The organism is Moorella naiadis (nom. illeg.) (assembly GCF_051020825.1).
Taxonomy (GTDB): Bacteria; Bacillota; DSM-521; order Neomoorellales; family Neomoorellaceae; genus Neomoorella; species Neomoorella naiadis.
The window spans coordinates 13,682-35,645 of the sequence record NZ_JAXGFQ010000029.1 but is presented as its reverse complement, the minus strand read 5'-3'; the positions used below and the strand labels follow the sequence as shown (position 1 = coordinate 35,645).

Here is a 21,964-nt window from a genome sequence, read left to right as displayed (position 1 = left end):
ATAAGTGGTTTCTTCTTGCGGGCTGGTGCTACAGGCTACAGGCTCCATGGTTCCGGCGAGCAAACGAGGCGTAGAGCCTTGCTCGGCGGTGGGGATGGCTTAACTTTTATAATAAGCCTCTATAGCCTGCGCCAGGCCTTCTTCCGTATATTCCGCCGCTGTGGCGGTTACTTCGAGGCCGGCTTCCCTGGCCGTGGCCGCGGTAACCGGGCCGAGGCAGAAAACGTCGACGCCGGCCATCAATTCCCCAGCCTCTTCCCCTAAAAGCCCAAGGAAAGCCTTAACCGTTGAAGAACTGGTGAAGGTGACGGCTGCCACTTTGTTTTCGGCCAGCATATCTTTCAGGCAGTCGGCGTCTTCTTGCACCATTACCGTCCGGTAGGCTGCCACCTCGGTTACCTTCGCCCCCCGGCGGCGGAGGTCCGCCGCCAGAAAGGTCCGGGCGATGTCGGCCCGGGGCAGGAGCACCCGCTGTCCGGCCAGCAAGGGACCCAGCCCCGCGGCTACCGCTTCGGCCACGTACTCCCTTGGTTGCCAGTCGGCCCGGATGCCCCGTTCCTGCAGGGCCCGGGCGGTAGCCGGGCCGATGGCCGCTATTTTAATTCCAGCCAGGGAACGGACATCTCGCCCCTTTGCCAGTAGGCGCTGCCAGCAATAGCGAACGCCGTTGGCGCTGGTAAAGATAATCCAGTCCAGGTCCTGGAGGGTATCCAGGGCCGCATCCAGGGGCTGCCAGTCGGCAGGGGGCTCTGTCCTGATTACCGGCATGGTTAGGACTTCCGCACCCATTTCCGCCAGGCGCCGGGATAACCCGGCAGCCTGGGGTCTTGGACGGGTAACGACCACCCGTCGGCCGAAAAGGGGTTTACCTTCCAGCCAGGCCAGGTTGGCCCGCAGATTAACCACCTGGCCGACAACAATAACGGCCGGGTTGCTGAAGCCGTTTGCTTGAGCCCGGCCTTCGACATCCGCCAGGGTAGCTACCAGGGTCTCCTGTTCAGCTCTGGTGCCCCAGCGGATCAGGGCCACCGGCGTCTCCGGTGGACGGCCGCAGGCCAGCAGGCGGGCGACGATATGGGGCAAGTTCGCCATGCCCATCAAAAAGACCAGGGTGTCCACGGCCCGGGCCAAGCCTTCCCAGTTAATGGCGCTGTTTTCTTTCCGCGGGTCCTCATTACCGGTTATCAAGGCTATGGTTGAAGCCAGGCCCCGGTGGGTTACCGGGATGCCGGCATAGGCCGGCACCGCAACGGCAGCCGTCACCCCGGGCACTACCTCAAAAGGAATACCCGCCGCCTGGAGGGCCAGGGCTTCTTCCCCGCCGCGGCCAAAGACAAAGGGGTCGCCCCCCTTCAGGCGCACGACCTGCTTCCCCTGCCGTCCCAGGCTGACCAGGAGAACATTAATTTCCTCCTGGCTCAGGGCGTGACGGTCAGGAGCCTTGCCGACATAAATCCTGTCTGCTTCCGGGGGCGCCCAAGCCAGCAGGGCCGGGTTGAGGAGTCGATCGTAGACAACGGCCTCTGCCCGGGCCAGGCATTCCCTACCTTTAATTGTTAACAAGCCCGCATCGCCGGGGCCGGCACCGACTAAATATACCTTGCCTTTACTATTTTCCACCTTTAGCCCTGACCTCCTGTAAAATCTCCCCCGCCCCTTGGACCAGGAGTTTCCGCGCCAGCTCCCGGCCGGCGGTCTCCGGATCCCGGGTGCTGCCGGAAGCAATATCCCGCAGCATTTCCCGCCCGTCCAGGCTGGCCACCATGCCCTGCACCACCAGGGCTTCGTCTTCTACGGTAGCCAGGGCGCCGATGGGTACCTGGCAGCCACCCTCTAATGCCCGCAAGAAGGCCCTTTCCGCCCGGACGGCGGCTGCCGTGGGGTGGTGGTTAATAGCAGCTACCAGTTCGGTTACCCGGCGATCATCAGCCCGGGTCTCGACGCCGATGGCCCCCTGGCCCACGGCCGGCAGGCAGATATGGTAGGGAATAGGTTCGCCTAGGGTCTGACCGTGATATAAACGCTTGACTCCGGCAGCCGCCAGGACAATGGCCGCCAGGCCATCCCGTTCCATCTTGGCCAGGCGAGTAGGTACATTGCCCCGCAGGTCCACCAGTTCCAGGTCCGGCCGGGCGTAAGCCAGCTGGGCCTTACGCCGCAGGCTGCTGGTACCCACCCGGGCCTTGATGGGCAGGCTGGCCAGGGTATAACCATCCCGGGAAATCAGGACGTCAGCCGGGTCTTCCCTCTGGCCCACGGCGCCGATGGCCAGGCCCTGCGGCAGGAGCGTGGGCATGTCCTTCATACTGTGGACGGCCAGGTCAATGGCCCCTTCCAGGAGGGCCAGCTCCAACTCTTTGGTAAAAAGGCCCTTATCGCCTATGCGCGCCAGGGCCACATCGAGGATTTTATCCCCTTTGGTTTTCAAGGTTACCAGGCGGCAATGCAGGCCAGGCCAGGCCTTTTCCAGGGCCTGGATGGCCCAGCGGGCCTGCCAGCGGGCAAGCTCACTCTCCCGGGAACCGACCTTCAGTTCAATCAAATCTATGGCCTCCTTCTACCCTGGCTGCTTTCTCTCCCGCGGGCCGGTCGTCATTAACCTGGAGCCCGAAGAGTTGCTGCAGGGCCTCGGTATAAAGGTGCCCCCGGGAAGTCAGGGCGGCTGTCTTCAAGTTAACGACGGCCTCATGGAGGAGCTGGTTGACAATAGTATTGGCCATGGCGGCGATTATATTTTGCTGCCTGGGTGTCAATTCCCCCAGGCGGTTGCAGGCCCGGCGCACCTCGGCGTCTTTGATGGCGCTGGCTTTTTCCTTCAGGGCCACGATAGTAGGTACGACGGACAGGGAACCCAGCCAGCGGAAGAAAGCCTCCACCTCGGCCGTAACAATGGCCTCGGCCTGCCGGGCGGCTTTCTTCCTTTCTTCCAGGTTGGCCAGGACCACCTGCTGGAGATCGTCAATATCATAGAGCTTGACCCCTGGCAGGCCAGCGACTGCCGGTTCGATATCCCGGGGTACGGCGATATCAATGAGCATCAGAGGCACCCCCGGGCGCGTCGCCACGGCCCGGGCCACCTGCTCCCGGTGCAGGATATAATGGCTGGCCGCTGTGCAACTGATGACAATATCAGCCCGGCTCAAGTAATCCTCCAGGGCATCCAGGCGTACAGCCCGGCCGCCAATGGCGTCTGCCAGGGCAACGGCCCGGTCATAGGACCGGTTGGAGACCAGGACTGTAGCCACGCCTTTATCCTTCAGGTAACGGGCTGCCAGGGTGCTCATCTTGCCGGCGCCGACCACTAAAACCGTCCGTCCGGCCAGGTCATCATGAAAAACCTGGCGGGCGAGTTCCACGGCGGCATAACTGACGGAGACGGTATTGGCATCAATGCGCGTCTCGGTGCGGACTCTCTTACCGGCAGTGATAGCCTGTTGCCAGAGGGTGTTGAGGACGTTATTGGTCGTTCCCGCTTCCCGGGCCACCTGGTAAGCCTCCGCTACCTGGGCCAGGATCTGGTCTTCGCCCAGGATCATGGAATCCAGGCCGGCGGCGACCCGGAACAAGTGACGGACTGCGTGATGGGTATTAAAGGTATAGAGATATCCCTCTAATTCCGCTGCAGCCAGGTGGCAGGAACGGCCCAGGAAGTTTTTTGCCGCCCTGAGGCCGGCTTCCTCCTGGCTGCAGGCTAAATAAACCTCCGTCCGGTTGCAGGTACTCAAAATTACGCAACCGGCTACCCCGGTTTCTCCTTTTAATTTACATAAAGCAGCCGGCAGACCGTGACGGGCAAAGGCCAGCTGCTCCCGGACGGCCACCGGCGCTGTGCGATGGTTTAAACCGGTGGCAACGATAAACACTGTTTAACTCGCTCCTTTGCCAGTTCTTCCTTGCCCCGGGCCACCAGGCGAAATAGAATCTCGTCCCCCGCCAGGCGACGCAGGAGTTCTTCCCGCCTGTGGGGATCATGGGGCCACACGGTTTTGAGAAAAGGGCGGAGTTCACCTAAAAAATCGACCCAGGGCCCATATTCGGGACCGATTTCGGCTTCGATTTGCTTGCGTAGCTGGCGGGCCAGGGCCGGGCTTTTACCGGCGGTAGAGATAGCAATCTGCAAATCCCCCCGCCGGACAACTGCTGGGACATTAAAAGAGCACAGCTCTGGGTTGTCGGCAACATTGACCAGGATGCCGGCCTGATGGCAAGTTGCAGCAATCCGGGCGTTGAGGTCAGGATTATTAGTGGCGGCAAAAACTAAAACCATCCCTTCCAGGTCACTCTCCCGGTACTCCCGCCGCCACCAGGCTACCTGGCTGGCCAGGGCGAGATCCGCCAGGGTACGGGTTACCTGGGGGCTAACAATGGTGATTTTAGCTCCTGCTTCCAGTAAATTCAAAACCTTACGCTCGCTAACATTACCCCCACCAATAACTAGGCAGGGGCGGTCGGTGAGCTCCATAACCAGCGGATATAAGCCCATTAAAAACCACGCGTCCTTACATAATAAGTCAGGCCGGTGAGGGTATCCCGGGCTGCCCCCGGGGGTAGGTAAGATGCCTGGCGCCTGGCCCGCTCTAGGTAACCCTCAGCTACGCCCAGGGCATATTTAATACCGCCACATTCCTTAATTATCTCGATGGCCTCCTGAATTTCGGCCGGGGTTTTATCCCGCTTTCCCAGGAGATGGATAAGTTTTTGCTTCTTCGGGCTGGCCTGCAGGGCATAGATAGCCGGCAGGGTAATGACCCCCTGGCGCAGGTCGCCGCCGGTAGGTTTACCCAGCTGTTCCGGGTCGGCTACCAGATCCAGGACGTCATCGGTAATCTGAAAAGCCAGGCCCAGGTTGCGACCGTAGTAACGCAGGTGGCGAACAGTTTCCGGATTCGCCCCGGCAGCGATGGCCCCTAGTTCACAACTGGCGGCTATCAATAAAGCTGTTTTCCGATAAATACGATCCAGATAATCCCTCAGAGTGATGGCGACGTCAAAGGTGGCTGCCAGTTGCTGGATTTCGCCCTGGACCATTTTGACGCTGACGCTAGCCAGCACCGAGGGTATCCGCGGGTCGTCATAGGTCGAGACCAGGATTAGTGAACGGGCAAAGAGATAATCCCCTGTATGCAGGGATAGTTCCTGACCCCAGCGGGCCCAGACCGTCGGGCGGCCGCGGCGGATAGGTGAAGCGTCGATAACGTCATCGTGGACCAGGGTGGCCATATGAATCATTTCCAGGGCCACAGCCAGTGGTAAGACGTCTTCCAGGGTAGCCCCACAGCACTTGGCCGCCAGGATGGCAAAGGCCGGCCGAAGTCTTTTGCCTCCCGCCTGGACCAGGTGCCGGGCGGCTTGGCTCAAGACCGGGTCAGGGGCGTCAATCTGCCGCAGCAGTTCAGCCTCTATCTGTTGTAAATCGGCTTGTACCTCCTGCCAGAGGGCTAACTCCTTCATAATTAGATTATACCACCTGTAGCTTTCCTTGCCGAATCTTTTCTTGCGAACTCCCTCATGCCGGGATCAGCCCTGGTTTATTACCGACGAATTGGACAAAGGCAGACAGATGGTGCGCCTACTTGACTGTCCGAATCGGGGCTTTTCAGCTCCCCAGGACGGGCAGGTTTTTCAGCTGGTCGTATTGTTTCGCCAGGTTGGCGTTGGCCTTTTGCACCCCGGCCAGGAGCTGGCCGGCCCGGACGTTATCCCCCTGGTGGAAGGCCAGCACGGCCTGCCACAGGTTGGCCTCAGCCTGGAGCTGTCCATCTTTAGCTGCCGCCGCTAGGTTGCCGGCCGCCTCCTGCTCCTGCCCCAGGAAGTACTGGGCGATCCCAGCCCGTAGCTGGATGGCTGGCGTTAAGGCTACACCACCGGGCTGGTGCAGGTCTTTAAATTCCCCCAGGGTATTCACTTTAGCCTCAACGGCCCCAGGCAGGGCAGCCGCCAGTTGGAACATCTGCCGCGCTTTATCCCGTTGCCCGGTCTGGAGATAGCGGACACCAGCGGCGTCATAGGCCTGGCCCAGGTTCTCCCAACCGGCCCCGGCCCAGGGGGCCAGCTGCCGGGCCCGCTCCATGGTGGCCACAGCCTGATCAACAGCACCCTCCTGCCAGTAGACCTCAGCCAGGCGATTTAAGACGGCCAGGTTGTAGGGGTCTTTGGCGCTGGCGGCCAGGGCCATGGCCAGGGCCTCCTTAGTTTTCCCTTGTTGCAGATAAATACCGGCCAGGTCGCTGTTATAGGAAGCAGTAAAGGGGTCATAGCGGCTGGCCTCTTCCAGGTAGGCAGTCGTGGCGGCAATATTCTGCCGCTGCAGGGCGGCGGCCGCCTGGCGGGCACTGGCAACCCCGGCCAGGTAAGAGCCGGCGAAGAGGATCAGCACCAGGGTCGCGATGGCTGCGGCCGTTGTCCAGGCCAGCTGCTGGTTTTTAAATACGTTTACAGGCAGTACGGGTTCCGGCCCCAGGCGCTGGCCTTCCAGGGCCCGGCTCAGGCCGAAGCAGGCCCAGAGCATGATGGAAACCGCCCCCAGGGCCAGGTCAAAATCGATAGCCGCATGGAGCCCCAGGTTAAGGGCGGCTATGCCGATGGCCAGGGCCTGGAGGCGCTCCGGACCCCGGCTGTGACGGTAGTTGCCGGCTGTAGCCAGCAAGAATAGCAACCATATTAGCGCCAGGACACCCAGGCCCAGCAAGCCCGTCTCTACAGCTACCTGGGCGTAATCATTATGCACCTGGGTAGAATTATAGAAGTAGCTCTGGTACTGGCGGTAAGCCGCTTCCCAGCCGCCACCGCCGAAGCCCAGGATCGGCCGCTCACGGATCATCTTCAAGGCGTCACCGGTCCAGAGAAGCCGTTCGCGGCTGCTCTTCGTCTCCAGGTTAATATCCTGGATGCGGGCCCGGATCTGGGACGGCAGGATCCTGGTGACGATGTTGGTAGCCTGTCCGCCGCTGGAGGCAGGGGTGACGGCCAGCTGGTGCTGGATGAAAAAGGCACCCGTTCCTACCAGGACGACCAGGACGGCTACCCCGGCTGCTACCCGGGCCCGGGGTGTAATTAACACTCGGCCTGCCCCCTGGATAAGCAATTGGCCAACCAGGGTTAGCGCCAATCCTAGGGCAAACCAGCCCCAGGCCGGCCCGTAGGCCTTGGCTGTAGCCAGGGGAATAAAGCGTACCATCCCCACCAGGGCGGCGGCAGCGCTGACCAGCAGGTGGGCCAGGGTATTAAGCCGGTAACCACCGGGGGTGAGGAGCCAGTAGAGGAAAACAATTATCGGGAAGATCAAATAGGCGCCCCGGGAGCCAGTCCCCAGGAAAACCATGAGCAACAGGTAGTTGGCTGCAGCATAGGGGTAGCGCCAGGGATTACTCGCCCGGGCCCAGAGGTAAAAGCCGAGGATGGCGCCAGCGCCTACATAACTGGCCAGGGCATTGGGGTACTGCAGGGTGGAATAAAAACGCCCGCCGACAAAACCGTCCTTGATATTGACCAGCCCCGTGGCCGTCAACAGGGCGGCCAGGGCCGCGCCCACGGCGGCCAGGTACAGGGCATGGATGATGTAGATGGTACGCCGCTGCCCGGCCAGGCGGGAGGTCAGCCAGAAGGTCAGGAAGTACAGGGCTATCTTGGCGACCTCGGCCATGGCCAGGCCCCGGCTGGCCGGTTTAATAGCCGCCAGGATGTAGATTGCCACCAGGGCTGCTGCCGCAAAATCCAGGGGCCGGGTGAGAAAGGCCGTCTCTCGGCGGGAGAGTTTCCAGAGGTAAGTAAGGAAAAAGAGAATGGCTGCCAGCATCAGGGTCCAGCGCTGCTCCACCGGAAAGAACAATCCCCGGAAGAAAGGCGGGTAAAATAGCAGGAGCAGCAGGCCGGCAAAGGCTACGACCATCAGGGTTTGACTGCCCCCCTGCGGCCAGAAGGGTTCCCTTGCCGTGTCCTGGCCTTGCTGGCGGCGCCAGGGAGCCACCGGGCTGCCTGTTGCCGCTTCTCTGGACGACTGGTCCTTGACCCTGCCCCTCGGACCTTTATTTATCGCTTTTTGCAGGGGGATAACCTTACCCCGGCGATTATCTTTACTTTTTTTGTTGTGTACCTGTGCCATGCGGCGGCCCCTTTCCTGTAGCATCTTTCTTAAGTATCCATTACATTTCATTCGCCGCGGGGGAGCCCTTTTCCTGCCAGAGGCAAGAATCATAGTCTGTACTTTAGTTTGACCTGATGGATGTTTAACTTGCACCAGTCCCATCCAGGGGCGCCTACACCAGATTCCTTTGACGCCGTGGGGCTCTGGTGCTATCCTTATATTACCTATTATCTTTTCCATACTTCTGGAATGGACTTCTACTGGAAAGTAAAGTACGTCGCCATAAGGTGGGCATCACAGCCCCCGGTAGTGATTCTCGGTTAGCAAATTTTGAGCCCATGTTGATATAATTGCGGAGGAAAAATAATGACGACTTTAAGCATCCTGGCCCTGCTGGCGGCCCTGATACTGGTAGTAAATGCCGGGTGGCACTTCATCCGCCGCGCCGGGAAAAAAGCCCGGCGCCAGATCCTATATGCCGTCTTGGCCTTTATCCTTTCGGTAGCAGCAGCTGCCGCGAACCCCGGAGGAACCCGCCCCCCCTCCCCGGTAGATAATCCGCATCCTCTCAACCAGATATTTGCCTCCGCTAAAGCGCCTGATGCTACGCCGGTACCAGCAGCCACTTCGGACACTGCTATCTCACCGGAACCCACCGCTACTCCTACCCCACCTCTAGATGCGGCCGGTAAATTGCGCGTCCATTTCCTGGATGTGGGCCAGGGGGATGCTATTCTGTTGCAGTTACCCGACAACAAGAATATCTTAATCGATGCCGGCAGCAACGAAGCCGGTCCTACGGTAATTAAGAACCTGAAGGAATATGGGGTGACGCAACTAGATTATGTTATCGGCACTCACCCCCATGAAGACCATATCGGCGGCCTAGCCCAGGTCATTGCTGCCTTCCCGGTGGGGAAAGTCTACCTGCCCCGGGTGACCCATAATACAGATACCTACCGGGATCTATTGCTGGCGATAAAAAATAAAGGCCTCCAGGCTACGGAGGCTAAGGCCGGTGCTAGCCTGCCATTGGGAGAAGACGTTCAGGCCACCTTTGTCAGCCCGGCGAAAAGCAACTATGAGGATCTAAACGATTACAGCGCCGTTCTGCATCTTACTTATGGCAAGACGACCTTCCTCTTTACCGGCGACGCCGGTACTACTGCCGAGCAGGAGATGCTGGCCGCACATCAGCCCTTAAAAGCCGATGTACTGAAGGTTGCCCACCACGGGTCCCGTACCGCCACCAGTACCGCTTTTTTAAAAGCCGTGTCTCCCAGGTATGCTGTGATCTCCGTCGGCCAGGGCAACGATTACGGCCATCCCCACGTCCAGACCTTGCAACGCCTGCAAAAAGCCGGGGCGAAGATCTACCGTACCGACCAAGAGGGAACAATTACGGCTGTTTCTGACGGAGAGAAGGTTACCATGCCGTGATATTACTATGCCTGGCATGATCATGGCGCCCGGTGCCCTGTCTTTGGGGATGAACCCCCAGGGTGACGGAAAAGCGAGGCGGTCTGGTATTTTACCCCCGCTGTGTCCCCGGACCGGTAGCTTGAGATGGGAAAATAGGATAATCAGAGTGATTATCCCATCATGATAAATCGTGATAAAATGAAGGTAATTAACGAAAGGAGTAATAATACGATGCCCCGCCAGGAACTACTGGTCATTGACCGTTTCGAAGAGGACGCGGCTGTCATTGAATACGGCCGCCAAACCTTTACCCTGCCCCGCTCTCTCCTGCCCCGGGCTGCCAAAGAGGGGGACGTCATTAAACTCGCCGTGGTCCTGGACAATGAAGCTACCCTCCGGCGCAAAAAAGAAGTCCGCTCCCTGGCGGACGAGGTGTTTGCGAAGTAATGTGCAATGCATTTAAGCTTTAGATTCCTAAATATGCTTCACGAATACGCTTATTAGCAAGTAGTTCTTTACTACTACCTTCCATAACTATTTTTCCTGTTTCTAAAACATAACCCCTTGAGGATACACCTAAAGCTTCTATTAAGTTCTGTTCTATTACTAGAATAGAAACGCCTTGCTTAGAAATATCGGTAATTATTTTAAAAACGCTTTCAACAACTATAGGAGCCAACCCTAAGGAAGGTTCATCAAGGATCAAAATTTTTGGGTGTAACATTAATGCACGTCCAATGGCTAACATTTGTTGCTGACCGCCACTTAAGGTACCCGCTAGTTGATTCTGTCGTTCTTTTAGTATAGGAAAGAGCCTAAAAACTTCTTCTAAAGTTTCTTTTCGTTGAGCCTTAGCCGCGGGAATATAAGCCCCAAGCATTAAATTATCAAATACCGACAAAGTACCCAAAACGCCACGTCCTTGGGGAATGTGAGCGATACCGTAAGATGGTACTGCGTGAGCTGGTATTCCTACTAAATTCTTATTATCTAGTATAATAGACCCAGACCATATAGGTATTAAACCTGAAATAGCTCTCAATAACGTTGTTTTACCAGCACCATTAGAACCCACAAGGGCAACAGTCTCACCATCATTGATTTGTAGGGATATACCATGTAGCACTTTCATATCACCATAACCAGTTACCAGTTCATTAATTTGTAACATGAGCAAAACCATCCCCTAAATAGGCTTTAATAACTTTTTCATCATTAATGACAGTTTGAGGGTCACCTTCAATTAATAATTCACCTTGATTTAGTACTATAATTCGATGAGAAAGGGCCATAACCGCTTTAATTACATGTTCAATAAATATTACGGTAATGCCTTCTTGGTTAATTCTTTGTACGAGTTTTATACCTTCTTCCATTTCTTTGGGGTTTAAACCTGCCATTGCTTCATCTAGCATTATTAAACATGGGTTTATTGCTAAAGCCCGGCTTATATCCAACCTTTTCCTAATTTCTATAGGTAAACTTGCGCATTTTATATCTCTATATTTCTCCAGACCAGTAAATTTAATTATTTCCTCAGCTTTTTTTTCTGCTTTTGATAGGGGTTCATGCAATAAAGCAGCTATTATAACGTTTTCCATTACAGTAAGGTTTAAAAACGGACGTGAGGCCTGGAATGTTCGGGCCACCCCTTTAGATGCTATAGTTGCAGCATCAAGACCAGTGACCTCATTTCCTTTTAATAGTACTTGACCAGCATCCGGATGATAAAGGCCACAGACAAGGTTTACAAAAGTAGATTTACCGGAACCATTAGGACCAATTAAGCCGACGATTTCTCCTTCTTGTACTTTTAGCGACACATTATTTATGGCTTTGATGCCGCCAAAGGATTTGTATAGGCCTTTTACTTGTAATAAATAGGTCATTAAAATTTACCCTCCTTAAGGCCTTTATTTCTAGGGTTACGACTAAATAGAGATATTAAACCCTTCGGCCTTAGGATTATAACAAAAATTAATAGTAACCCATATAAAGCCATACTGATACCACTTCGTGCAGATCCTAAATACATATTGGTTAGTTCCGTTAATAAAATAACAACAGCGCTACCGATTACAGGCCCCCAAAGAGTGCCTATTCCCCCAACTATAGCTATTACTGCAAATTCGATAGAGAGATTTAATCCTCCTACACTGTCAGGATCGATGTATCCAATAACAAAAGCATATAATATACCAGCAACAGCTGTTATTGCAGCACTAATAAGCAAAGCAGCCAATTTTACTTGATGGGTTTTTATACCTAAAGATTCAGCTGCATCTTGATCTTCTCGTATAGCAGTTAAATAATATCCTATCCTTGCTTTTTGGACCTTATTAGCAAGGATAAGAACTACTAAAAGCAATCCTAAAGCAAGATAATAATAGGGAGCTTTATCATAAAACTGAAGAAAAAGGGGTTGCTGACCTTTAAAAGGAATTGATACGCCATTAGCACCCCCGGTAAAATTTTGAAAATGCAACAACAATATGCGTATAATTTCAGCAGAAGCAATTGTTGCTAGAGTAAAGTACGGCCCTCTCAAACGGAAGCAGGGATAACCAATAATTAGGGCCGCAATTATAGCTAATAGAATACCTAATAATCCACCTATAAACGGTGTTAGGTTTTTGTAAGTCACCAGTAATACAGCCGAGTAAGCACCGATGGCAAAAAAAGCCGAATGTCCCAATGATAATTGTGCTGCATATCCACTTATTAAATTCCAGCCCACACCAACAGCGGCAAAAATAAATATCATAATAAACACATGTACATAATATTGTTGACTAACGAGTAATGGATAAATTAAAGCGACCAGTAACATTAAAGCATAAATTAGATAACGATAATTAATTTTTTGTTTCATTATTAACGTACACTCCTCCCGAAAATACCGCTCGGGCGTAGAAATAAAACAAGGAGAAAAATAACGAAGGTACCTAGTTGGGATAGGTCTAAGGAGATATAGGTTCCTGTAAGGGCTTCTACTATACCTATAATCAATCCACCTAGGAGTGCCCCTGCTACACTTCCCATCCCACCAAGGACCACTACAATGAAGGCTGTTGTATTAAAAAGCACGCCTACGGTCGGGTAAACATAAAACATGGGTGTTAATAATGAACCGCCTATGCCAGCTAATACTATGCCTAGGCTAAAAGCAATAATGAAACTTTGATTAGGGTTAATACCTAATAGGCAAGCCACCTCGCGATTCTCAGCACAAGCACGCATAGCTCGTCCTAAATCAGTCTTATTTAATACATATGTTAAACCAATTATCATGCCCAGACCGATAACAAATGCTATTAAACGCGGTATCGGTATAGAAATGTGGGAAATATGAAGAGCAGCATCTTTTAATGGGGTAGCAACAGATTGGTAATCGGCTCCCCATATTATTAAAGCCAAATTTTGCAACAAGATTGAGAGCCCTAAAGTCAGAAGGATATAGGCCTCATCACCTTTTCCTACTACGCGTGATATTAGGATTTTATAAACTAAAAATCCTACGAAGAACATTAAGGGGCCAATAATTAATATGCCGGGATAAGGAGCAATACGAAATAAACTCGCAAGTATCCAGCTACCATACATCCCTAGCATTACAAATTCACCTTGAGCGAAATTAACAATACCCATGACACCAAAAATTAATGTTAAACCCACTGCTACTAAAGCATACACGCCACCGATCATCAACCCATTAATAATAGTTTGGATCAATGTATCCATTATATATCCACCTCAAAAAAGTGATTATAGGAGGGGAGAGCTTATCCCCCCTCCGCGTAATTAGCATTTATTACTTAGCAGGTTGATAACTACGAGTTGCATCACTTTCTGGAAAGACTGTTCTAGGTTTATTATCTTGCCACTGAATCATTACGGGGTGTACAGGGCTATTGAAGCCATTAGCATCGAATTTAACATGTCCTGGTTGCATTAAAGCGGGCATTCCCTTATTCACATCTAATTTAGCCAGCGCATCTCTTACCTTAATCGGATCAGCTGATTTGGCCTGTTCCATCGCTTCTGCTAAAAGCCAAACGGCAGTATAAGTTGGTCCTGCATGTTCTGTCATAAAGTAGCCATATTTCTTTTCAAAGCGTTCTGGAACTGCAGCAAGATCGGGATTAGAACTGATGTTTTTTGAATCCCAATTCCAGGAAGCAACACTAATAAATCCATTTACATTATTTCCCATTTCTTGACCAAAAGCTGGCCATAAGAAACCTGCACCACCACCGATAATTGGCATAGTTACATTCATTGCTTTCATAGTATTAATAATCAGTTTGGCATCAGTTGTATAGGCTACCGGGAAAAGTGCTTGAGCACCAGATCTTTTAATATCTGTTACAAGAGAGGAAGCATCTGTAAAACCATGAGGATAAGATTCATAAAGGGATATATTTAATCCTGCTTTTTGTGCGATATCCTTTACTCCTGCCGCTGTAGATACCCCATATCCGGAGTTTTCATAGACAACGGCGATATTCTTAATCCCAAGTTTGTATTTATCATTTAGCCACTTTAAAAATTCAACTTGCGTGCTACCGAACTGACTTCCTTTAGGTGCAATCTGAAAGGTAAATTTGTATCCTTGTTGAGTGATTTGATCATTTATAGAATTGGTAATAATAGGTATACGTGATTTTTCTGCTACAGGTAGGATTGGCATAGTAAGTGCAGTTATACCTGTTCCCACGGCCCCGGCAATTTTTTCGGTGCTAAATGTTCGTTCGGCCACTGAAGCCGCGCTTTTAGGATCGCTGGTAGTGTCTGATACAACCAGTTTTAATTTTGCACCTCCTAAGGCCTTTATTCTACCGGCGTTATTAATATCTTCAACAGCTAACTGAGCAGCATCAAGATCTTGTTTACCAGCATCCACATTACTGCCTGACAACGGATTTAGGAAAGCAATTTTTACTTCGTTTACCTTATTTCCTGTACCACCACAACCGGCTAACATCAACAACAATAAAGAAAGAATGGTTGCTAAAACTACTAATCTCTTGGCAATCTTTTTACGCATACATTTTTCCTCCTTGTTATTTATTAGTAAGGGCTTGTACCCTATACCAACCTAACCTTTAACCGTTTGAATTAATACATACTAGTATTTATAAAATCCCTCTCCAGATTTGCGACCTAAGCGACCGGCTTCAACCATTTTTTTCAAGAGTGGGCAAGGTCGATATTTAGGATCGCCAAGATTATCATATAATCCTTGCATGGTTGCTAAAACAATATCGAGACCGACGAAATCAGCTAGTTCAATTGGGCCCATAGGATGATTACAGCCATATTTCATTCCTGCATCAATATCCTCAGGTTTAGCTCCTTCCATTATACAAAAGATTGCTTCGTTAATCATAGGCACTAAAATCCGGTTAACTATAAAACCAGGATAATCAGGTGCATCAATACCCACTTTTCCAATTCGGTTCACCAAATTGGAAATAACCTTATAAGTTTCATCGGAAGTACTTAGGCCGCGAATTATTTCAACTAACTTCATTACCGGTGCAGGATAGAAGAAGTGCATTCCAATAACTTTATCTGGTCTTTTTGTTATTGCTCCTAATTGAGTTATCGATAAACCGGAAGTATTGGAGGCCAAAATTACATCTTTCGGCATTATAGGATCTAATTCTTTGAACAGGTTTTTCTTTGCCTCTAAATTTTCATTTATAGCTTCAACTACTAAGTCGTTTTTTGTTAAAGAAGATAAGGTAGCTCCTGTTGTTATCCTATTTCGTATTTGAGTGGCATCTTTTGTGGAAAGTTTACCTTTATCAATTGCCCGTTTTAGATTTTTTTCGATTGTTGTTAGGCCTTTTTTTAATTGTTCATCAGATATATCTACTAAAGTAACATTTAAATTAGCTTGAGCAAAGGTTTGGGCAATACCGGCCCCCATTAGACCGGCACCAACTACTCCTATATGAAATGGCTCCCTCATAATAATAACCTCCCAATAATTTTAAAGCTAAAGTACCATACCACCTCCTACATTGATTACTTCCCCGGTTATATATCCTGCTTCTTCGGAAGCCAGGAAAGCTACAAGGTTGGCCACATCCTCGGGTTTGCCCGCCCGGCCCATGGGAATTTTGCTGACCATAATTTCCCAGACCTTTTCCGGTACTCCCCTGGTCATATCGGTATCGATAAAACCCGGGCAAATGGCATTGGCAGTAATTCCTTTCCGGGCCAGTTCCCTTGCTGCTGTCTTGGTAAGGCCGACCACGCCGGCTTTGGAAGCGGCATAATTTGCCTGGCCTATATTTCCCAGCCAGCTCGCTGAAGCAATATTGATAATCCTACCTGTTCCCCTTTCCCGCATCAGCCGGGCGGCTACCTGCGTGCAGTTAAAAGTACCGGTAAGGTTTACCGCAATAACCTGATCCCACTGTTCCAGAGTCATCTTGTGCAACATGGCATCGCGATTGATGCCAGCATTGTTAACCAGGCAATAAAGGGTACCCATGTTCTCTTCTACGTATTTAAACATATTTTCTACTTCTGCACGTTCGGCAATGTTGCACTGATAGGCTACTGCGTCGCCCCCCCGGGATTTAATCTCGTTTACGACTGCATTGGCGTTGTCTATGATAACATCGGCTATAAGGACCTTCGCTCCTTCATCAGCCAGTTTGATAGCGATACCTTTACCAATCCCCCGGCCGGCGCCAGTGACAACGGCCACTTTACCTTCTAATCTTTTCATTATTATCCTCACCTTTATTGATATTTAGCGGGATAGACTTCTGGTCGTTAGCCAGGATTACTTTTTTGCGTTGATTATCTCTTTTAGTCCATATTTACCTTGTTTATAAATAGCGGAGCTGCCTATCCGTAGTGGTTCGGCAATCCGTGGGCGGAATTCCATCTGGGCCAGGACATCCTTTTCCAGGTCTATACCGGGAGCTATTTCCGCCAGTACTGGACCATCTTCCAGAAACTCAAAAACAGCCCTCTCGGTCACAAAATGTACTTTTTGTTTCTTCCGGCGAGACAAAGAACCACTAAAGGAGATCTGTTGCACCTGTTTAACTAGCTTTTTAATTTTACCTTCCTCAAGGATCTTTACTTTACCATCCATAAAAGCTACCTTGAGACCTCCAGTGGTAAAAGTTGAACAAAAAATGACATGCTTGGCCCCCTGGGTGATATCGATAAACCCGCCGGCACCGGCGGCGCGGGTACCCATTTTAGTAGCATTAATATTACCATCGGCATCCATTTCGCCGGCTCCCATGAAGGTGAAATCAGCCCCGGCTCCGGTATAAAAATCAAATTGGTCGTCGTGTCTGATTAAAGCATCGGTATTTTTGGCAATACCGAAATCAATACCCCCGGCTGGGATGCCACCATAGACCCCAGATTCCACAGTGATTGTAATATCGTCTAAGATGCCCTCTTCGGCAGCAATGGGGCCGACAACGTCATTGGGAATGCCAGTACCCAGATTGATGATGGCATCAGGTTCCAATTCCATCATAGCTCGCCGGCCGATTACCTTACGGATATTCAGCGGCAGAGGTTCTATTCTGGAAACAGGTACCCGTAAATCGCCACAGTAGGCAGGATCGAAAACCCAGCTGGAGGTTTGACGGTGATCCTCTTCGGGATTTTGACAGACGACGACGGCATCAACAAAAACTCCCGGGACAACTACCTGTTTGGAATGCAGGGTATGGGCCTGAGCTAACCTTTTTACCTGGCAGAAAACCTTACCGCCGAAGCGCTTAGCTGCCAGGACGGCCGGTAAAACTTCTAGCTTCATAGCCTCTTCTTCTGCAGTAATGTTTCCGTTTTCATCAGCCGTCGTTCCCCGGATGATTACGAAATCTATAGGGGGAATTTTATAAAGGAGGTACTCTTCGCCGTCAATGGTGACCACTTCGATCAGTTCTTCCAGGGGCTTGGTGCGGTCGTTCATTTTACCGCCTTCAATCCGCGGATCGACAAAGGTACCCAGACCGATTTTAGTTAATTTACCCGGCTGACCACAGGCGACACTGCGGTATATCTGCGCCAGCTGGCCCTGGGGCATGCAATATGCTTCTACTTTGTTGCTGCTAATCATCTCCATCCAGCGCGGTTGCAGGCCCCAGTGGGATCCGATGATACGCGTGACTAGTCCTTCATGAGCATAGTGCTGGATACCCCGGTCGCGGTTACTCTGGCCAGCGGAGTGGATTAGTGTCAAGTTCCGGGGATGGCCGGTCTCTAAGAAACGCTTTTCAATAGCCTTAAGGATTTCTTCACTGGCACTTACCAGGGTCATTCCCACTGAAGCAATTACTGCCCTGTCAAAGATTAATTTGGCAGCTTCTTCACCTGTCATAAAGTTGGGACGTTTCATAGCCTCACCCGATTTAATTAATTTTTGGGAGGAAAGTAGCCAAACCATGATTACAGGATAGCTACTCCATCGGCACGTAATGGTTTAAGTTATATTTTCAAAAACCGTAGCAATACCCTGACCGCCACCAATGCACATGGTAACGACACCATATTTAGCGTTGCGGCGTACCATCTCTTTTTGCAACTTAACCGTCAGGATTACTCCGGTGGCCCCAATGGGGTGACCCAAGGCAATGGCACCACCATTGACGTTTACTTTTTCTTCTGGTAACTCGAGGAGACGCATAACGGCAATGGACTGGGAGGCAAAGGCTTCATTTAGTTCGAAGAGATCAATGTCATCCAGACTCAATCCTGCCTTTTCTACAGCTTTTTTTGTTGCCGGGGCCGGACCGATACCCATAACATCAGGATCAACGCCAGCTACTGCCTGGCTACGAATTAGCAACAAAGGCTTAACACCAAGTTCGTTGGCTTTTTCAGCCGACATTACAACTACGGCTCCGGCGCCATCGTTGATACCAGAGGAGTTACCCGCAGTAACTGTGCCACCTTCTCTGAAGGCAGGTTTTAACTTTGCCAGTTGCTCCATGGTGAGGCCAAATCGGGGATGTTCATCCTGGGCAAACATTTTGGTTTCCCGTTTGCCGGCAGGGACTTCTATTGGCAGGATTTCCTCAACAAATTTGCCGGTCTTGATGGCTGCTTCAGCTTTACGCTGGCTATTTAAAGCAAATTCATCCTGTTCTTCCCGGGAAATCTTATAACGTTCTGCAATATTCTCGGCCGTAACCCCGTTTGGATACGATCCCAGAGGCCAGGTTAAAATGGTAAGCAAACCATCTTCAAACTGGCCATGACCAAAACCGTAACCGTAACGGGCTTTACGCACATAATAGGGTAGCTGGTCCATATTCTCAGTGCCGCAGGCGACGACAATTTCGGCGTTACCGCTTTGGATTTCCTGAACGGCGCTATTGATGGCCTGCAAACCTGACCCGCACTGGCGGTTAACGGAGTAAGCCGTCGTTTCCAGGGGAAGTCCGGCCTTTAAAGAGCACATCCTGGCAATAAAGCCACTCTCGGCTACCTGACCAACATTACCAACAATAACCTCGTCAATCTGGTTGCCTTCCAGGCCTGCTTGTCGGACGGCTTCTTTAATAACTATAGCCCCAAGATCTGCCTGGTGAATATCCTTTAGACTACCACCTTTAGTTCCTACTGCTGTACGAACACTACTAATAATAACGACATCTTTCATTTCAAGAGCCCCCTTTATGTGTTAAAAACGCTACCAAATCTGGATATGCTTTTTGTTTACTGTTTCCGCAGGAGCTTTTTGATGATTTTACCATTGGCGTTCTTCGGCAGCTCTTCTACAAAATCAACATATTGTGGTACTTTATATTTGGCCAATCTATTTCTTACCCATTCCTGAATTTCAGACCCAGTAATGCTGCCGGGCTGGGCAGGTACTATTACGGCTCTGGCAACCTCCCCATAAATTGGATCGGGTACACCAACGACGGCTACTTCTTTAACCTGTGGGTGGGAATAGATAACGTTTTCTATTTCCAGTGAATAGATTTTTTCACCACCCCGGTTAATCATATCTTTGACCCGATCCAGAATATATACATAACCTTCACCATCTATACGGGCTATATCACCGGTTCTAAACCAGCCATCACGAAATACCCTGGCAGTAGCCTCCGGGTTATGCCAATATCGTTCAGCAACCATTGGACCACGGATACATAACTCTCCCTCACCGGTGCCGGTTATGTCATTACCATTGGTGTCGATTATCTTGCAATCAGCTATCGGTATGGGCAACCCGGAGGTGCCAATATGGGGGCTTGTTGCTACATCACCGGGAAACAGTGTCGCCGGAGAGCTGGTTTCCGTTAACCCATAAACAGTGTGAAACTCCAACTGGGGAAGCCATTTCTTTAACTCTTTTATAGTTCTAACCGATATTGCCCCGCTACCACAGGCAGCTTTACGCAAATTTGGTAATAGGTAATTGCCATACCCGTCCTCTAGAAGCATGATATAGACTGTAGGGGAGGCATGAAAGAAAGTAATATTATTTCTCTCTAACATTGCCAGAGTTTCCTCAGTATTGAAGAAAGAGAGCAGATACACAGTACCACCAATATGCATAAATAGAAGGAAAAGAGCGGCTAAGCCAGTAATGTGGAAAATTGGAACAGCAATTAAGGTGGTATCCCAGGAGGTTAATTGTAAGGTGCGCTCGTAGCTAATAATGCTTTGGAGAAGATTAAAATGGGTCAAGTAAGCACCTTTGGGATATCCGGTAGTTCCTGAGGTATACATAATAACTGCCCCATCATCCTGGGAAACAATGACCGGGGGTATTATAATCCTCGTAAAAACCTCAGCAAAGGGCGTCATGGTAGCGTTACCAAAAATAGCGTTAAAATTACGTTTAACAGGTTTTGTGGCTATGATAACTTCTACCCTGGTCTCATTAAGGAAAGGCAGGATATTTGGTAACCAATCCGGGTTAGCTATTATAATCCTTGCGCCGGAATCCTGAAGCATAAATTTTAATTCTGTAGCTTTTAGTTTAGTGCTCAAAGGTGCTGCTATTGCTCCCAGGTACATGGATGCATAAAATCCCACGCAAAATTCAATGCTATTAACCATTAACAGGGCAATAACATCACCCTTTTGGACTTGAAATCGTTTCGCTAAACCGCTGGCAAATTTCTTTATTTCTTCCTCGAGTTCATGATAAGTTAATGATTGGTCACCTGTCTTTAGAGCCACCTTATCAGGGTATTTAGCGGCATTTTGCATAAAATCCTGCCATAAATTTTTGACCTTAGTTTTATAATAGCGGTACCCAATACCGTCAAGCTTTTGGGTTATTATATCCTTTTCAGCCGAATTAAACCACTTGCCATAACCAGAAACAGCCATCATAAGTCCCTTCTATAGTTGGATTTACCTTATTTAAATTAATTATTAATGACCTGGCTTATATACGGTGGTACTCTCACGGATAATCAACCTGGGGGTAAATATAATACGTTTTGGCGCACCTATTTTACCCTTCATTCTGTCTATTAAAACCTCGGCGGCCGTCTGACCCATTTCATACTGGGGCTGGCGAATAGTAGTTAATTTGATCCTGGCCATGGAGGCCAGCGCTATATCATCATAACCGATAATACTAATGTCATCAGGAACGTCCCTGCCCATTTCGATAAGGCCCTCAATAAGCCCCAGGGCCATGAGATCGTTTCCACAAAAAACGGCAGTAATCTCTGGATGAAGTTTCAAGAATTCCTTTGCAAATTTATGACCGGCTTCCATCTGCAAATTGCCGTAGACTATTTTGTCTTCGCTTATTTCAATATCATAATGTTTTAGAGCATCAATGAAGCCGCGTAAACGGTCGCGGGTAGCACTGGAGTTTCTGAAGCCAGCCAGGTGGGCAATATTACGATGACCTAATTTAAAAAGATACTCTGCGGCCCTGTACCCTCCCTCATAATTATCAACGGAAATAACATCTGTTTCTACAGAAGGAAGATAGCGATTTAATAAAACCACCGGACACTGTAACTTTTCAAGTTGCTGCACCAATGCTTCGGTTTCCATGGCAGTAATCATAATAATGCCTGCAAAACCATGCTCGTCTGCCGTCCGGATGTAGACTTCCTCTTTTTCCGGGTCATAATCGCTATCGCAGACTACAACCATATAGCCTTCTTGATTTAGTACATCTTTTACAGCACGAGTTAATTCCGCATAGAACGGGTTACGGATATCACCGATTATAAGAGCAACAATATTGATTTGCCCGGTAACCAGGCCCCTGGCAATGCGACTTGGGTGATAACCTAGCTCCTTGATAACGCTTTTTACTAGCTCCCTGGTTTTGGGATCAACATTGGGATGGTTCGTTAAGACGCGGGAAACAGTTGAATTAGAGACTCCACTTTTTTGGGCAATATCTTTGATTGTTATACGCATCTTTTTCATCCCTCGTGGTAACGGTTCCATGATTATAATAAAACAACAACCGCCGGTTGT

At 50.2% G+C, this 21,964-nt stretch carries 19 protein-coding genes; 2 read left to right on the top strand and 17 right to left on the bottom strand.

What is annotated here, in order from left to right; genetic code table 11:
• Positions 1–99 precede the first annotated feature (99 nt).
• From cobA to SDD30_RS14530, 6 genes are all read right to left on the bottom strand, one after another.
• On the bottom strand, positions 100–1,620 hold the full coding sequence (gene cobA, locus SDD30_RS14555) for a uroporphyrinogen-III C-methyltransferase (RefSeq protein ID WP_434075662.1): 1,521 nt from the start codon (positions 1,618–1,620) through the stop codon (positions 100–102).
• Positions 1,610–2,542 carry a hydroxymethylbilane synthase gene (gene hemC / locus SDD30_RS14550; protein WP_434075661.1) on the bottom strand — a complete coding sequence of 311 codons (933 nt, stop codon included), beginning with the start codon at positions 2,540–2,542 and terminating at the stop codon, positions 1,610–1,612. Before hemC ends, cobA begins: the two co-directional genes overlap by 11 nt.
• Positions 2,535–3,863, bottom strand: coding sequence for a glutamyl-tRNA reductase (gene hemA / locus SDD30_RS14545; RefSeq protein ID WP_434075660.1), 1,329 nt, complete (start codon positions 3,861–3,863; stop codon positions 2,535–2,537). Before hemA ends, hemC begins: the two co-directional genes overlap by 8 nt.
• The gene (locus SDD30_RS14540) at positions 3,839–4,483 is read right to left on the bottom strand and encodes a precorrin-2 dehydrogenase/sirohydrochlorin ferrochelatase family protein (protein WP_434075659.1); all 645 of its coding nucleotides are present in this window, start codon (positions 4,481–4,483) and stop codon (positions 3,839–3,841) included. Before SDD30_RS14540 ends, hemA begins: the two co-directional genes overlap by 25 nt.
• Complete coding sequence (locus SDD30_RS14535; RefSeq protein ID WP_434075658.1) at positions 4,483–5,451, bottom strand: polyprenyl synthetase family protein; 969 nt, start codon at positions 5,449–5,451, stop codon at positions 4,483–4,485. The genes SDD30_RS14540 and SDD30_RS14535 overlap by 1 nt, the downstream gene beginning before the upstream one ends.
• A gap of 145 nt (positions 5,452–5,596) precedes the next feature.
• Positions 5,597–8,101 (bottom strand): O-antigen ligase family protein, encoded by a 2,505-nt coding sequence (locus SDD30_RS14530; protein ID WP_434075657.1) that lies wholly within the window; start codon positions 8,099–8,101, stop codon positions 5,597–5,599.
• Between the two features lie 348 nt (positions 8,102–8,449).
• Between SDD30_RS14530 and SDD30_RS14525 the strand changes: the two genes are divergently transcribed.
• Together SDD30_RS14525 and SDD30_RS14520 are read left to right on the top strand one after the other, a co-directional pair.
• On the top strand, positions 8,450–9,523 hold the full coding sequence (locus tag SDD30_RS14525; protein ID WP_434075656.1) for a ComEC/Rec2 family competence protein: 1,074 nt from the start codon (positions 8,450–8,452) through the stop codon (positions 9,521–9,523).
• Between the two features lie 213 nt (positions 9,524–9,736).
• Positions 9,737–9,952, top strand: coding sequence for a DUF3006 domain-containing protein (locus SDD30_RS14520; protein WP_434075655.1), 216 nt, complete (start codon positions 9,737–9,739; stop codon positions 9,950–9,952).
• Positions 9,953–9,971: 19 nt separating this feature from the next.
• On the opposite strand, the gene SDD30_RS14515 is transcribed toward SDD30_RS14520, so the two are convergent.
• From SDD30_RS14515 to SDD30_RS14465, 11 genes are all read right to left on the bottom strand, one after another.
• Positions 9,972–10,676 carry an ABC transporter ATP-binding protein gene (locus SDD30_RS14515; RefSeq protein ID WP_434075654.1) on the bottom strand — a complete coding sequence of 235 codons (705 nt, stop codon included), beginning with the start codon at positions 10,674–10,676 and terminating at the stop codon, positions 9,972–9,974.
• Positions 10,663–11,394 carry an ABC transporter ATP-binding protein gene (locus SDD30_RS14510; protein WP_434075653.1) on the bottom strand — a complete coding sequence of 244 codons (732 nt, stop codon included), beginning with the start codon at positions 11,392–11,394 and terminating at the stop codon, positions 10,663–10,665. Before SDD30_RS14510 ends, SDD30_RS14515 begins: the two co-directional genes overlap by 14 nt.
• Complete coding sequence (locus tag SDD30_RS14505; protein ID WP_434075652.1) at positions 11,394–12,377, bottom strand: branched-chain amino acid ABC transporter permease; 984 nt, start codon at positions 12,375–12,377, stop codon at positions 11,394–11,396. Before SDD30_RS14505 ends, SDD30_RS14510 begins: the two co-directional genes overlap by 1 nt.
• Positions 12,378–12,379: 2 nt before the next feature.
• Entirely contained in the window at positions 12,380–13,246 is an 867-nt protein-coding gene (locus tag SDD30_RS14500) for a branched-chain amino acid ABC transporter permease (RefSeq protein ID WP_434075651.1), read from the bottom strand.
• A 70-nt stretch (positions 13,247–13,316) separates the two neighbouring features.
• On the bottom strand, positions 13,317–14,552 hold the full coding sequence (locus SDD30_RS14495; RefSeq protein ID WP_434075650.1) for an ABC transporter substrate-binding protein: 1,236 nt from the start codon (positions 14,550–14,552) through the stop codon (positions 13,317–13,319).
• A gap of 81 nt (positions 14,553–14,633) precedes the next feature.
• On the bottom strand, positions 14,634–15,482 hold the full coding sequence (locus SDD30_RS14490) for a 3-hydroxyacyl-CoA dehydrogenase family protein (RefSeq protein ID WP_434075649.1): 849 nt from the start codon (positions 15,480–15,482) through the stop codon (positions 14,634–14,636).
• Positions 15,483–15,509: 27 nt separating this feature from the next.
• Positions 15,510–16,250, bottom strand: a complete 741-nt coding sequence (gene fabG / locus SDD30_RS14485) for a 3-oxoacyl-ACP reductase FabG (RefSeq protein ID WP_434075648.1) — start codon at positions 16,248–16,250, stop codon at positions 15,510–15,512.
• A gap of 57 nt (positions 16,251–16,307) precedes the next feature.
• The gene (locus tag SDD30_RS14480; RefSeq protein ID WP_434075647.1) at positions 16,308–17,891 is read right to left on the bottom strand and encodes an acyl CoA:acetate/3-ketoacid CoA transferase; all 1,584 of its coding nucleotides are present in this window, start codon (positions 17,889–17,891) and stop codon (positions 16,308–16,310) included.
• Positions 17,892–17,975: 84 nt separating this feature from the next.
• Complete coding sequence (locus SDD30_RS14475; protein WP_434075646.1) at positions 17,976–19,157, bottom strand: thiolase family protein; 1,182 nt, start codon at positions 19,155–19,157, stop codon at positions 17,976–17,978.
• Positions 19,158–19,213: 56 nt separating this feature from the next.
• The gene (locus tag SDD30_RS14470; RefSeq protein ID WP_434075645.1) at positions 19,214–20,848 is read right to left on the bottom strand and encodes a class I adenylate-forming enzyme family protein; all 1,635 of its coding nucleotides are present in this window, start codon (positions 20,846–20,848) and stop codon (positions 19,214–19,216) included.
• 42 nt (positions 20,849–20,890) lie between these two features.
• Complete coding sequence (locus SDD30_RS14465; protein WP_434075644.1) at positions 20,891–21,904, bottom strand: LacI family DNA-binding transcriptional regulator; 1,014 nt, start codon at positions 21,902–21,904, stop codon at positions 20,891–20,893.
• Between the last annotated feature and the right edge of the window lie 60 nt (positions 21,905–21,964).

Excerpts from the sequence above, each read along its gene's own strand:
- SDD30_RS14540 (WP_434075659.1), bottom strand. The coding sequence starts at position 4,483 with ATGGGCTTATATCCGCTGGTTATGGAGCTCACCGACCGCCCCTGCCTA.
- SDD30_RS14535 (WP_434075658.1), bottom strand. The coding sequence starts at position 5,451 with ATGAAGGAGTTAGCCCTCTGGCAGGAGGTACAAGCCGATTTACAACAG.
- SDD30_RS14530 (WP_434075657.1), bottom strand. The coding sequence starts at position 8,101 with ATGGCACAGGTACACAACAAAAAAAGTAAAGATAATCGCCGGGGTAAG.
- SDD30_RS14525 (WP_434075656.1), top strand. The coding sequence starts at position 8,450 with ATGACGACTTTAAGCATCCTGGCCCTGCTGGCGGCCCTGATACTGGTA.
- SDD30_RS14520 (WP_434075655.1), top strand. The coding sequence starts at position 9,737 with ATGCCCCGCCAGGAACTACTGGTCATTGACCGTTTCGAAGAGGACGCG.
- SDD30_RS14515 (WP_434075654.1), bottom strand. The coding sequence starts at position 10,676 with ATGTTACAAATTAATGAACTGGTAACTGGTTATGGTGATATGAAAGTG.
- SDD30_RS14510 (WP_434075653.1), bottom strand. The coding sequence starts at position 11,394 with ATGACCTATTTATTACAAGTAAAAGGCCTATACAAATCCTTTGGCGGC.
- SDD30_RS14505 (WP_434075652.1), bottom strand. The coding sequence starts at position 12,377 with ATGAAACAAAAAATTAATTATCGTTATCTAATTTATGCTTTAATGTTA.
- SDD30_RS14500 (WP_434075651.1), bottom strand. The coding sequence starts at position 13,246 with ATGGATACATTGATCCAAACTATTATTAATGGGTTGATGATCGGTGGC.
- SDD30_RS14495 (WP_434075650.1), bottom strand. The coding sequence starts at position 14,552 with ATGCGTAAAAAGATTGCCAAGAGATTAGTAGTTTTAGCAACCATTCTT.
- SDD30_RS14490 (WP_434075649.1), bottom strand. The coding sequence starts at position 15,482 with ATGAGGGAGCCATTTCATATAGGAGTAGTTGGTGCCGGTCTAATGGGG.
- fabG (WP_434075648.1), bottom strand. The coding sequence starts at position 16,250 with ATGAAAAGATTAGAAGGTAAAGTGGCCGTTGTCACTGGCGCCGGCCGG.
- SDD30_RS14480 (WP_434075647.1), bottom strand. The coding sequence starts at position 17,891 with ATGAAACGTCCCAACTTTATGACAGGTGAAGAAGCTGCCAAATTAATC.
- SDD30_RS14475 (WP_434075646.1), bottom strand. The coding sequence starts at position 19,157 with ATGAAAGATGTCGTTATTATTAGTAGTGTTCGTACAGCAGTAGGAACT.
- SDD30_RS14470 (WP_434075645.1), bottom strand. The coding sequence starts at position 20,848 with ATGATGGCTGTTTCTGGTTATGGCAAGTGGTTTAATTCGGCTGAAAAG.
- SDD30_RS14465 (WP_434075644.1), bottom strand. The coding sequence starts at position 21,904 with ATGCGTATAACAATCAAAGATATTGCCCAAAAAAGTGGAGTCTCTAAT.